14 protein-coding genes are annotated in these 12,059 nt (G+C 57.0%); 7 read left to right on the forward strand and 7 right to left on the reverse strand.

Going from position 1 to position 12,059, the window contains the following annotated elements; genetic code table 11:
• Positions 1 to 139: 139 nt before the first annotated feature.
• Both LT85_RS06700 and LT85_RS25845 read right to left on the reverse strand, forming a co-directional pair.
• Positions 140 to 1,003: a Crp/Fnr family transcriptional regulator gene (locus tag LT85_RS06700; protein WP_437177284.1), complete on the reverse strand. Its 864-nt coding sequence runs from the start codon at positions 1,001 to 1,003 to the stop codon at positions 140 to 142.
• 223 nt (positions 1,004 to 1,226) lie between these two features.
• Positions 1,227 to 1,412 (reverse strand): hypothetical protein, encoded by a 186-nt coding sequence (locus LT85_RS25845; RefSeq protein ID WP_253273685.1) that lies wholly within the window; start codon positions 1,410 to 1,412, stop codon positions 1,227 to 1,229.
• Positions 1,413 to 1,476: 64 nt separating this feature from the next.
• Between LT85_RS25845 and LT85_RS26455 the strand changes: the two genes are divergently transcribed.
• On the forward strand, positions 1,477 to 1,665 hold the full coding sequence (locus tag LT85_RS26455) for a hypothetical protein (RefSeq protein ID WP_156117454.1): 189 nt from the start codon (positions 1,477 to 1,479) through the stop codon (positions 1,663 to 1,665).
• A 72-nt stretch (positions 1,666 to 1,737) separates the two neighbouring features.
• Here the strand turns inward: LT85_RS26455 and LT85_RS06710 are convergent, their stop codons facing one another.
• Complete coding sequence (locus tag LT85_RS06710) at positions 1,738 to 2,436, reverse strand: aspartate/glutamate racemase family protein (protein WP_038486816.1); 699 nt, start codon at positions 2,434 to 2,436, stop codon at positions 1,738 to 1,740.
• A gap of 110 nt (positions 2,437 to 2,546) precedes the next feature.
• Here LT85_RS06710 and LT85_RS06715 point away from each other — a divergent pair, with 110 nt between their 5' ends.
• The 3 genes from LT85_RS06715 to LT85_RS26460 all read left to right on the forward strand — a co-directional run bounded on the left by LT85_RS06715 (position 2,547) and on the right by LT85_RS26460 (position 3,839).
• Positions 2,547 to 3,290 carry an AzlC family ABC transporter permease gene (locus LT85_RS06715; protein ID WP_038486819.1) on the forward strand — a complete coding sequence of 248 codons (744 nt, stop codon included), beginning with the start codon at positions 2,547 to 2,549 and terminating at the stop codon, positions 3,288 to 3,290.
• Entirely contained in the window at positions 3,287 to 3,613 is a 327-nt protein-coding gene (locus LT85_RS06720; RefSeq protein WP_038486822.1) for an AzlD domain-containing protein, read from the forward strand. The genes LT85_RS06715 and LT85_RS06720 overlap by 4 nt, the downstream gene beginning before the upstream one ends.
• A gap of 76 nt (positions 3,614 to 3,689) precedes the next feature.
• Positions 3,690 to 3,839: a zinc-binding dehydrogenase gene (locus tag LT85_RS26460; protein WP_156117455.1), complete on the forward strand. Its 150-nt coding sequence runs from the start codon at positions 3,690 to 3,692 to the stop codon at positions 3,837 to 3,839.
• Positions 3,840 to 4,057: 218 nt separating this feature from the next.
• Here the strand turns inward: LT85_RS26460 and LT85_RS06730 are convergent, their stop codons facing one another.
• The 3 genes from LT85_RS06730 to LT85_RS06740 form a co-directional block, all read right to left on the reverse strand.
• Complete coding sequence (locus tag LT85_RS06730) at positions 4,058 to 4,639, reverse strand: hypothetical protein (protein WP_216595045.1); 582 nt, start codon at positions 4,637 to 4,639, stop codon at positions 4,058 to 4,060.
• Between the two features lie 137 nt (positions 4,640 to 4,776).
• On the reverse strand, positions 4,777 to 5,538 hold the full coding sequence (locus LT85_RS06735) for a metallophosphoesterase (protein WP_038486831.1): 762 nt from the start codon (positions 5,536 to 5,538) through the stop codon (positions 4,777 to 4,779).
• 73 nt (positions 5,539 to 5,611) lie between these two features.
• Positions 5,612 to 6,538, reverse strand: a complete 927-nt coding sequence (locus LT85_RS06740) for a LysR family transcriptional regulator (RefSeq protein ID WP_038486834.1) — start codon at positions 6,536 to 6,538, stop codon at positions 5,612 to 5,614.
• A gap of 128 nt (positions 6,539 to 6,666) precedes the next feature.
• Here LT85_RS06740 and lysA point away from each other — a divergent pair, with 128 nt between their 5' ends.
• Entirely contained in the window at positions 6,667 to 7,908 is a 1,242-nt protein-coding gene (gene lysA / locus LT85_RS06745) for a diaminopimelate decarboxylase (RefSeq protein WP_038486839.1), read from the forward strand.
• Between the two features lie 96 nt (positions 7,909 to 8,004).
• Here lysA and LT85_RS06750 read toward each other — a convergent pair whose 3' ends face one another.
• Positions 8,005 to 9,243 (reverse strand): ammonium transporter, encoded by a 1,239-nt coding sequence (locus LT85_RS06750; RefSeq protein WP_216595046.1) that lies wholly within the window; start codon positions 9,241 to 9,243, stop codon positions 8,005 to 8,007.
• 209 nt (positions 9,244 to 9,452) lie between these two features.
• On the opposite strand from LT85_RS06750, the gene LT85_RS26465 reads away from it, so the two are divergent.
• Entirely contained in the window at positions 9,453 to 9,632 is a 180-nt protein-coding gene (locus tag LT85_RS26465) for a hypothetical protein (protein WP_156117456.1), read from the forward strand.
• A gap of 232 nt (positions 9,633 to 9,864) precedes the next feature.
• A complete protein-coding gene (locus LT85_RS06755; RefSeq protein WP_038486845.1) occupies positions 9,865 to 12,057 on the forward strand; it encodes a phosphocholine-specific phospholipase C in 2,193 nt (730 codons plus the stop codon).
• The last annotated feature ends 2 nt before the right edge of the window (positions 12,058 to 12,059 follow it).

A 12,059-nucleotide genomic window follows, 5' to 3' on the forward strand; every position in this document is an offset into this window, starting at 1 on the left:
CGATTAAAAAAATCCAGCGGCTTGACAGGTCCGCTGGATTTTTATTATCTGAGTCTGATATGCCGGTCGCATCGGCTCATCGTCTTATCGGCTCATGGGTTCTCGAGGCAATATTTTTTCAAGCCGGAGCGGAGACTGTTTACGATGCCTGCTTCTCAGCCAACATCTCATGAGGAGCATGTTTGAGGTTGTGATAGCACTCGCATGCCCTGGCTTCGAGGCCGCTTCTGTCGAGCACCGTCAGGTGTCCCCGCGTATATTGGATCAATCCTTCTTCCTGCAGCTTGCCGGCCGCTTCTGCGACCGATTCACGGCGTACTCCCAGCATGGCGGCAATCGCATTCTGGGTAACGCTGATTTCATTGCCCGGCAAACGGTCCAGCGTCAGCAACAGGCTACGGCATAATTGCTGCGGCACGCTGTGATGGCGATTGCAGACGGCGGTCTGCGACATTTGCGTAAGCAACGTTTGAGTGTAGCGCAGCAGTTGCAGTTGCAAGGCGCCGCCGCGTGCGAATTCTTCCATCAGCATGCTTGCCTTCAGACGGAATCCATATCCGGCGCTCTTTACGGACGCCCGGTTTATGCTCTTGCCGTCGCCCATGAACAGCGCGACGCCCAGTACGCCTTCGTTGCCGATGATTGCGGTTTCTGCAGAGCTACCGTCTTTCATGTCGTGAAATAAGGAGACGATGCTGCTGGTCAAGAAATAGATATGCCGCATCTGACTCTCGGCCTCGCAGACGGTTATCCCAAACGGCATCGCGACAAATTCGAGATGTGCTTGCAAGCGCCTGAAATCGTCAGCGGGGAGAGACGCGAGTAGTTGGTTTTGCAGAGGGTTGTGGCCATATAGGCCAGCAATTCTGAGGGAGGTAAGGTTTTGCGTGCCAAGCCGGATAACGTCGCCTTTGCTCTCGCCGCGCATGCCGGTGATGACCGCTGCCTTCTTGTTTGCAGTGCTTTTTTCACTGCGGACATAACTATTCAATACGTAAGCCATCGCCATCTCCTTCGAGGATGTGGTGGTGATTCCACGTACTCATAGTCGCAGCTGAAAGCGGCTTATGGCATCGGCGGATTCCTTCTTCTGCTGTAGGATTCCACTGACACCGCAGTTATGCATTGCTATAAAAATAATTTCTTACACGGGCCGGTGTTTTTCTGCGATGGCAAAATTGCAAATACAACGATGGCCGCACAAGGCGGCCGTCGCATTGGGATCATCAGCTGCCCGAACTGCCGGAGCTGCTGGCAGCCGGAGCGGTGGTATCTGGCGTTGACGCCGCAGGTGCCGGGGTGGAAGGGGCGGGGGCTGGCGCTGGTGCCGGCGCCATCGCCGGTGGTGTTGCCGGCGCTGCCGCTGGTGCATTCTGATCATCGGCTTTCTTGCAGCCCGCGACTGCGATCATTGTAAATGCTGTAACCATCAGTGTATGTCTGAGTAACATATTTTCTCCGTCAGACAGCAGCAGCATGTCAAAACCACCACTATCAAAATTAAAAAGTGAATTACTGACGGTTTTTATTTTTGTTCAAAAAAGCGCGAATGTAAAGTTTCAATCGCTTGCAACAATCACACAAAACCTCTGCGAAGTGCTGGCTAACGCCTGGAAAGCCTTACAGGGAGGGGCCGGGCAGCGATTGTGCGAAAATCGTCGCTAAGTTGGCTGGCGCACAAAACTGATTCTGTTTGCAACTAATCTTGCATTCAGGCAGGCGCGCCAGCGACCGGCATCAGGTATCGGCAAGCGCCCAAAGCGCCGCCCTGCGAGCATGAATTCTGGTAGTGTCAAACAGAGGTGCCGCGCAATCTTGCGGGCCCACCAACAGCGATATCTCGGTGCAACCCAGGATGATTGCCTGCGCACCTTGTGTGATCAATTGCGTCATTACACGACGATATTCGGCGCGCGATTCCTCGCGTATTTTCCCCAGGCATAGTTCTTCGTAGATGATGCGATGCACGATCTCACGATCTTGTGGCGTTGGCACCACCACTTGCAGGCCGTGGCGTTCGCGCAGCCGTTCCTTGTAAAAATCCTGCTCCATGGTGAAGCGCGTGCCGAGTACACCCACCTTGGTAAACCCGGCTTGTTTGATTTCGTCAGCAGTAGGATCGGCGATATGGAACAAGGGGATGCTAACTGCAGCTTCAATCTCAGACGCCAGCTTATGCATGGTGTTTGTGCACAGCACCAGGAAATCTGCGCCAGCCCGTTCCAGTGCGCGCGCGACATCGGCCAACAGCGCTCCCGCGGCATCCCAGTCGCCGCTATGCTGCAGGCGCTCAATCTCATGGAAATCGACGCTATACATGATGATTTTCGCGGAATGCAAGCCGCCTAGCTGCTCTTTGATGGTTTCGTTGATCTGGCGATAGTAGGGAACGGTCGATTCCCAGCTCATACCGCCAATGAGACCGATGATTTTCAAGAAAACTCCCTGATAGTGAAGGTTGATGCAATCGCCATCTACGTAGCAATAACATACTAGCCTAAAGTGGCGCTTGACATTAAGATGCCTGCTTGTCAAAGGAATCGTCCATGCCGCATCTGTCTTCTCCTGCCAAGCGATTTTCAAGTTTCTCCGCCGGCGCCCGCGATAGTCTTCCCATGCTGGTTGGCGCTGCGCCATTCGGCGTCATTTTCGGGGCACTGATCGCCGCCGGCCCGCTGGCGGCATGGCAGGGGCAATTCATGTCGCTGAGCGTGTTCGCCGGCTCCAGCCAGTTCATTGCGGTGGGCTTGGCGGCGGCGCAGACCGGAATCCTGGTGATCTGGATGGCGACCTTCATCGTCAACTTACGCCACATGCTCTATGCAGCAACGCTGCTGCCGCATGTCAGCCATTTGCCGGCGCGCTGGCGCTTCCTGCTTGGTTTCCTGCTGACCGATGAAACCTTCGCCGTGATGAACGCCTACTATCTCAAGCACGGGCATACGCCGCAAGGCCATTGGTATTTCCTGGGGTCCGGCCTGGCCATGTATGGCAACTGGCAGCTATGGACGTTGATCGGCCTGGTGTTCGGCGAGGCGTTTCCGCAACTGCAAACGCTGGGCCTGGACTTTGCCATGGTGGCGACCTTCATCGCCATCGTGGTGCCGCAGCTGTTTCGTTTTCCGCAACTGGCGGCAGCCATCTCTGCCGGCGCGTGCGCCTGGTTCCTGCGCGATCTGCCGTACAAGCTCGGCTTGATGGCCGCGATCCTGGCCGGCGTCGCCGTCGGACTGGGAATATCGCACTGGCAGGCGCTCAGGAGTGCTGCAAAGAAAGGGAGCAAAGCATGATGTACACATTGATGATCGTCGGCATGGCGCTGATCACCGTCTTCATCAAGGCCGCGATTTTTATGCTGGGTGACCGTGCTGCTTTTCCAATCTGGCTGAAAGAAGCGCTGGCCTTTGTCCCGGTGACAGTGCTGACGGCGATCATCGTACCAATGGTGCTGGCGCCGCATGGGAAGGGTCTTGAGCTGACTTGGCGCAATCCGCAATTGATCGCCGCCATTGCCGCTGTTGTGGTGTGTGCGACGACCCGCCGCCAGCTGCTGACCATCATGGTTGGATTGGCGGTGTTTTTTGCCTGGCAATTCGGCGTACTTGGAAAATAGCTTTCTTTCATCTGCGGCCGTTTTCGCAGGCGGCCGTTGCAAAAGCGCCTGTCGGATTTCTGTCGGTAGCAGCAGCATGCTTGAAGATCTCAGCTGTTTCCTGGAAGTCGTGGCGATACGGCTGGTGGTGGGCCTGGTATTTTGGTTCCAGAAAACGCGCGAAGCCTACAGCCTTCTGGAGCAGGCCGGGCACTTTGGCAAGGTGGTGATTGAAATCGCTAAATAAGCCAGGAAGGACTATCGCAGGAATGAGGCACGGTCGACATTGCGGTCGAAAAGATCACTTAAATAGCTCAGAGGATGAGAGTCTGTTACGTCATCTTCTGAGCTAATATTTCTACTATTTGTACCTGAACCAGTTCAGCTTTCGTCAGCGGCCAGTCAAGCGGCAAGTGCGCTTTTCTACCGTCAGATTATCGGATATCGATATCGCGTATCGATAAGTCAGGCTTTGGAAAATTTCCAGGCGCCGGTGGCATAAGTCGCGCCGCTGCTCAGGCCACGGTTTAGCAGGCGCGAGGTATACACGCTGTATTTTGTATCAGGTTTTCCTGCCTTGTTGCAGGTATCGAGAAAACCGCCGTGCGTCCGGTTGTAGTCGTTCAGAAAGTGCACGACGTCGCCTACTCTGACCTTGCCGTCATATGAGTCAGTGGAGTCGGCAAATACGCGCCAGGTCAACACGTCATCTGGCCGGTCTGCCTTGTTGGCAGTAACTACGCCATATTGCTCAGGCGCTGCAGCATTCCCATAGGTGCCAAGATAGCCGCCGTCACCGAGGTACAGATTGAAAAGATAGATAGAGTCGCAGCTGAGCACTTCGCTACCGATCGCTTTTCCTTCCGCTGATTCTATCCGCCATGTTCCAGTACCTTCGCCGCGTGTCGGCGAAGCAGCGGTGAGTACGCCGTATTTAGCGCCCGGAAGGTCGGCATGGCCGTAACTGTCCAGATAACCGCCATCCCAATTGTCATAGCCATTCAGGAGGTGGACCTTGTCGCCATATTTAAGAATGTCTGCCATCATAAACTCCAAAAGTTAGTTGATAGACTGGCCAGGCAAGTGCAACACCTAGCTGTCATCGACTCTACCGACGTCGGAGAATTTAACTACTGTCAATAGTTGCAGTGCAGCTAGGGGGAGTTTCGGATTGAGGAATGGGGTCAGACAGTCAGTGACAGATAGGGATCAAACAGAGGATTTTCCTGCTTGCCTGCCCGCGCATAACCGCGCGGATTGCACACTACACGGGTGGCGCCGATGCGATAGTCGAAACTGTCGTGCAGATGGCCATGCAGCCAGAGCGCCGGCTGCCATTTGAGTATCTGTTGTTCAAGGTCGGAAACGAAGCACGCATTCAACGCCGAGCCGGCATATTTCGGATGCACGCTTTGCGGACTCGGCGCATGGTGGCTGATGACCACGGTGGGGCCGTCGTGCGGTTGTGAAAATTGCTGCTCCAGCCAGGTTACGCTGTCGTCGAACAGGCGTTGCGAAACGGCTGGCGTGAATGGCTCCGGCGAGTCCGGCGTTACCCGTATCCGCGAAAAATCCCTGACCAGTTCGACTGCCTGCTGCAAGCCGAGCTGGCGCTGTTCTTCGCTGCTGAAGAACCTGAAATCGCTCCATAACGTGCACCCCAGGAAACGCACGCCATCCAGCACAACGCTCTGTTGCTGCAAGATATGCACGTTGCTTGCCGCGGCGGCGGTGCGCAGCTCAGCCACGGCGCCGGTCAAGTCGCGTCCATAGAATTCATGATTGCCGGCGACAAAAAGCGTTGGCGCCGAGAACTGCCTGGCCCATTCAACGGCTTCCGCCGGCCGCCAGATATCGCCGGCCAGCACCACCACGTCGGCGTCGGTTTGCGGCGGGGCCATGGGATGCACGGACAGATGCAAATCGGAGAGCAATGAAATTTTCATAATGTCAGTGAGCGGGATTAGACGGCTGCGTGCCTTAGATACTTTGATAGATGCGATGATATCAAAGTCCGATTTATTCTGATTTTCGCAACACCCGCTTCAAAGCATCAGCCAGCAATCGGCAGTGCTGTTGTATGGCGTCTGCAAAGGCGTCTGCCAGCATAGAAGAAGGCCTGTGTTCCGGTCTTACCAGACTGACGTTGAAAGGTATCGATTCGGAGAAGCGCCGCAAATGAAGGCCTCGGCCAGTTTCATCCATGGCGGTCAACGGATTGACGATGGCGACCCCCAGGCCTTGCCGCACCATGGCGCATACCGATGCCGCACTCGCGGTTTCAATCACCATGCGGCGCTCGACGCCATGCCGTTCGAATACCTCGTCCAGCTGCTGCCGATAGACGTCGAACAGCGACAGGTTGATGAAGCTTTGCCCTGAAAAGTCCCTGGGCGTCAGTTTTTGTTTGGCCAAGAGCGGATGGCCGTCCGGCAGCACGCACACCATATCGCCTGAAAACAACAATGTCTGCAGGGTGGCGGCAGGTGCCGTGACGGTTTCCGTGATGCCGATATCGTAGCGCTGGGAGGTGAGCGATTCCTCCAGCAAGGGCGATTCCTGGGGCGTGATGCTCAGTCCGACTGTGGGAAATTTGTCCAGGAAGCGGCGGCAGGCGGCCGGCAGCAGCGTTTGGGCAAAGGTTGGCAGGCAGATCACGGACAGCTGGCCATGTTCGAATTGCCGTATCGAACCCGCCATGCTGACGATACGTTCCAGTCCGAGGTAGGAGCGGCGGACTTCTTCATACAGCGTCAACGCAGGGGCGGTTGCCACCAGGCGGCCGCGCACGCGGTCAAACAATTTGATCCGGACCAGCGATTCGAAACGCGCCAGTTCCCTGCTGACAGTCGGTTGCGATGTCCGCAGCAGCGCCGCGGCGGCGGTGACGCTGCCGGTGGTCATGACTGCGCGGAATACTTCGATGTGCCTGAGCGTGATGGACATTTTTGCTTACCCCCTGGATATTCATCCTATATCGAATATGAATAGATAGGTAAATAAATGATATTTTATTGAATGATGATTTTAACGGATCATTCGGTCATATTCCTCATTGCTTTTGGAGAACCGGCATGAATACCGCTTTGCTAGAGACGTTTCCCGACCTCGCCCGCCAATATGGCACGCCGCTCTGGGTCTACGACGCCCAGATGATCAGCGACCGCATACAACAGCTGAAAGCGTTTGACGTTATCCGCTTCGCGCAAAAGGCTTGTTCGAATATACATATCCTGAAGCTGATGCGCGAGCAGGGCGTCATGGTCGATGCCGTGTCATTGGGCGAGATCGAGCGTGCCTTGCAAGCCGGTTATAGCCCGCAGGGAGAGCCTGCGGGGCTGGTGTTTACCGCAGACTTGCTGGATGCGGCGACCCTGGCGCGCGTCACCGAACTCGGCATCGAAGTCAACGCAGGCTCGATCGACATGCTGGAACAGATTGGCGCAGTCAAATCCGGCCACCGCGTCTGGTTGCGCATCAACCCGGGTTTCGGCCACGGCCACAGCGCCAAAACCAACACTGGCGGCGAGAACAGCAAACATGGCATCTGGCATACAGACCTGGAGCGCGCCTTGCAGGTGATCCAGCACCACGGCCTGCAACTGGTCGGTCTGCACATGCATATCGGTTCCGGCGTCGACTACAGCCATCTGAAGCAGGTCTGCGGCGCCATGGTCGATACCGTCAAGCGGCTTGGCTGCGAGCTGGAGGCGGTGTCGGCCGGCGGCGGCCTGTCGATTCCCTACAAGGAGGGCGAGCAGCCCATCGATTGCGCGCACTATTTCTCGTTATGGGACGCTGCGCGCAAAGAGATCGAGGCGCATCTGGGACACGCGGTCCGGCTGGAAATCGAACCAGGCCGTTTCCTTGTTGCAGAAGCGGGCGCTCTGCTCGCCGAAGTGCGTGCGGTCAAGGACAATGGCGGCAATCATTTCGTGCTGGCTGACGCCGGTTTCAACGATTTGATGCGGCCCGCCATGTACGGTAGCTATCATGGCATCTCGGTGATTGAGCAAAGCGTACGCTCAAGCGATGCGGCGGCGTTGCGGCCGACGGTGGTCGCCGGTCCGCTGTGCGAATCGGGAGATATCTTCACCCAGCATGACGGCGGCGTTGTCGCTCCGCGTCCGATGCCGGAAGCGCGGGTAGGCGACTATCTGGTGTTTCACGATGCAGGTGCTTACGGCGCTTCCATGTCATCCAACTACAATAGCCGGCCTTTGCTGGCGGAAGTCTTGATCGAGGGCGGTGCGCACCGTTTGATACGGCGTCGCCAGACTGTGGCGGAATTGATCGCATTGGAAACCGGTCTGTAGCATTCGTCTGAAATAGCTGCAATCACTGTTCTTCCCCAAAAAAAAGCGGCATCCGGAAACATTCGGATGCCGCTTTTTCGTTAATAGCCGTGAATCTCAGGCGTGCAGGTAAGCATCCTCGCCATGCAGGTCTTCATCCATCCGGTCCTGTGTTTCAGCGCCGACCTTGACTGGCGTGAACAGGTTGATCAGCCACAGCATGCCGTAGGTGAAGGCAAAGGCCCAGACGCCGGAGACGATCACTGCGCCGCACTGGGCGAAGAAAAATGAGGTATTCCCCAGCAGCAGGCCGTCCGCGCCGTTGGCGTTCCACGCCTTGGAAGCAAACACACCTAGCAGGATAGTGCCGGCCATGCCGCCGACCCCATGCACGCCCCAGACGTCGAGCGCGTCGTCCCAGCCGAGCCGGTTCTTGAGCGCCACCGCGTAGAAGCAAATCAGGCCAGCGCAAATGCCGATGATGGCGGCGGTGCTGAGCGAGACGTAGCCGGCAGCCGGTGTGATCGTCGCCAGGCCGGCGACGCCGCCGGTGAGCAGGCCGATGAATTTCGGTTTCTTGTGATAGAACCATTCAATGAACAACCAGGTAATGGCGCCGAACGAGGCAGCGACGTCGGTGTTCAGGAAGGCCGATGCCGTGACCGCATCGACCCGGAATTCCGAGCCGGCATTGAAACCGTACCAGCCAAACCACAGCAAGCCGGAGCCAAGCGCGATCAGCGGTACGTTGTGCGGCTTCAGTTCGACTTTCTGACGGCGGCCGACATACAGTACCGACGCCAGCGCGGCAAAGCCGGCAGTGTTATGCACCACGATGCCGCCGGCATAATCCAGCACGCCCCATTTCGCAAACAAACCGTCCGGACTCCACACCATATGGACAAACGGGAAGTAGACGAATATCAGCCAGCCGGTGAGGAACAGGAAATACGCCTTGAAAGTGACGCGGTTGGCGAAGGCGCCGGTAATCAGCGCCGGCGTGATGATCGCGAACATCATCTGGTAGGCGACATGGACAATCAGCGGGATACCGGCATCGTTACCGGTGTACATACTGGACAGCGTGATCCCGTGCAGGAAAGCATAGTAGGTCGGGTCGCCGACGATGCCGTGCCAGGAAGGACCGAAACACATCGAGTAACCGAAGGCGAACCACAGTACGGTGGTCCAGCCGAGCGAGATGAAGCTTTGCATCATGATCGCCAGCACGTTCTTGCGTCCGACCAGGCCGCCGTAGAAGAACGCCAGTCCAGGTGTCATCAGCATCACCAGGCTGGAGCAAAGAAGCATGAATGCCGTATTGCCGATATTGATCGGCATGATTGAAGGTGTCATGGATAGGTTTTCTAATTGTTTTATGGGAAAGGGAAGGGGAAAGATTCAAGCATCTGGCTGCTGGCCGTCGTCCGAAGCTCTCCAGTTCCGGACCGGCGTGTCGTCGCCTGCCTGGGAAAGTTGAATGCTATACATAAGCAGCTGCTTATATAAGACGACAAAAAATCCTGTGATCCCGTATCACAGGTATTGAATCCTGCATCGCTCTTGTGCTTCCGCCAGCACCGCGCCAAGCCCCGCCATTGCTGGCTTGCAGCGGATTGATGCATGCCTGCCTGGCTGCATGCTCCGGCCTGATCCCGCGTGATTCGGCGGTAGCGATACCAAATTTCCATATCTGTCTCGCCGCTGCAACGGCGATTGTTCCGGTTACCTGGCAAGTATCGTGACAAAACGGTCACAGAACCTTCATACGCCTGACATATTTGAACGTGATACTTCGTCCATCCAAAAATTGCTCCAGTGCCAATCGCATGTTTGAAACAGGAAAAGCCGCTGAAGATCGCATGTGTTTTTCCATCCGCATCACCGTTCAGCAGCACCAACAGTAGTAGCGAGCACCGCATTGCCTCGTCAATTCCCTACCCAGAGATACGTATATCAGGAAAGAACAGGACAACCATGACCATCAAGAACCGCCGCCATTTCTTACGCACCGCCGGCGCCACCATTGCCGCCACTGCTTACTCTGCCGGCGCCAATGCGGCCTTTCCGGAAGCCATCCGCAAGGCGCTGGCGATCCCAGCCAACAACAAGACCGGCACGATCCGCGACGTCGAGCACGTGGTCATCCTGATGCAGGAAAACCGTTCTTTCGATCACTACTTCGGCACATTGCATGGCGTGCGCGGTTTTGCCGATCGCTTTCCGATTCCGCTGGCCGGCAATCGCAACGTGATGCAGCAGACCTATACCAACAGCAGCAAGCAATCGCGGGTGATCCTGCCTTACCATCTGGATAGCAAGCTCGGTAACGCCCAGCGCGTCAACGGCACGCCGCATACCTATGACAATGCGCAAGAAGCATGGGATCTGGGGCGCATGAACAGCTGGCCGACTTACAAGCAGACGCAGTCGATGGGTTATTACACATCGGTCGAACTGGATTTCCAGTTTGCGCTGGCGAATGCCTTCACAGTGTGCGACGCCTACCATTGCTCGTTCCACGGCGGCACCAATACCAATCGGCTGTTCCACTGGTCAGGCACCAACAATCCTGCGGGCGACAAGGGTGGTCCTGCCATCGACAACTCGCAAGAGCAACTGGATGTGTCGACCGCGCCAACCAGCTATAGCTGGAAAACCTATCCGGAACGGCTGCAAAAGCAAGGCGTGTCGTGGAAGGTTTACCAAAACATGCCGGACAACTTCACAGACAATCCGCTGGCCGGTTTCGTCGCTTATCGCAAGGCCAATGAACTGCGCGGCAACGTCGCCAGCGGCGACAACGCAGGTGCGCCTTATCCGGCCTGGCAGGCGAGCGACGACAGCACGAATCCGCTGTTCAAGGGTATCGGCAACACCATGCCGGATGGCGGCTTCCTGGCGTCGTTGAAGGAAGACATCGGCGCCGGCACCTTGCCGCAGGTATCCTGGATCGTGGCGCCCGCCACCTATAGCGAACATCCCGGACCGTCCAGCCCGGTGCAAGGCGGCTGGTATGTGCAGGAAGTGTTGAATGCGCTGACGGCCAATCCGGCGGTATGGAGCAAGACCGTCCTGCTGATCAATTTCGATGAAAACGACGGCTTCTTCGATCACGTGCCGCCACCATGCGCACCTGGTTACCAGGATGGCGAACTGGCAGGCCATTCCACCATCTCCACAGACGGCGAATATTTTTCAAGCAAGGCGTCCGCCACGTTCGAGAATCGTCCCTACGGCCCGGGTCCGCGGGTGCCGATGTATGTCGTGTCGCCGTGGAGCCGCGGCGGCTGGGTCAACTCGCAAGTGTTCGACCATACCTCGATCCTGCGCTTCCTGGAAGCACGCTTTCACGTCAGGGAAGAAAACATCAGTCCTTACCGCAAAGCGGTCTGCGGCGACTTGCTGTCTGCCTTCAACTTTATCAATCCTAACAATGAAGTGTTGCCGACGCTGCCGAAACGCAGCAAGGCAGAAGCAGATGCCGTGCGCGCTGCGCAGGAGAAGCTGAAACAAGTGGCGTTGCCGTCCGAAGGCACCCAGGTGTGGCCGATGCAGGCTGCAGGCGTGCGGCCGTCGCGTGCCTTGCCTTATGAGTTGCACGTCAATGCCCGCACCCACGTCCGGCGCAACGATATCGTGCTGACTTTCCGTAACACCGGCAGAGCGGCAGCGGTATTCCATGTCTACGACCGCCTGCACCTCGACCGTGTGCCGCGCCGCTACGCGCTGGAAGCAGGCAAGGAATGGCAGGACAACTGGGATCTGAGCGCGGATCGCGGCGCTTACGATTTGTGGGTGCTCGGACCGAACGGCTTCCACCGCGCCTTCCAGGGCAATCTCTCCGTGCTGGATGCGGAAGACACGGCCGTACCGGAAGTCAAACTGAGCTACGACCTGTTCAGCAAGCGGATCTGCCTGACCATGATGAACCGCGGCGAAAAATCCTGCGTCGTGACAGTCAAGCCCAATGCATACCGCCAGGCCGGACCATGGACCTTCCACGTTCCAGCTGGCATGCAGCTTGACCAGCACTGGCCGGTCGGTAGCCAGGGTTGCTGGTATGACTTCACCGCGACAGTGCCTGTTGGCGGCTTCGTCCGGCGCTTTGCCGGTCGTATGGAAACCGGCGCCCACAGCGTCAGCGATCCGGCGATGGCGCTGACCTGAAC

The sequence above is a fragment of the Collimonas arenae genome (assembly GCF_000786695.1).
In the GTDB taxonomy this organism is placed as follows: Bacteria; Pseudomonadota; Gammaproteobacteria; order Burkholderiales; family Burkholderiaceae_D; genus Collimonas; species Collimonas arenae_A.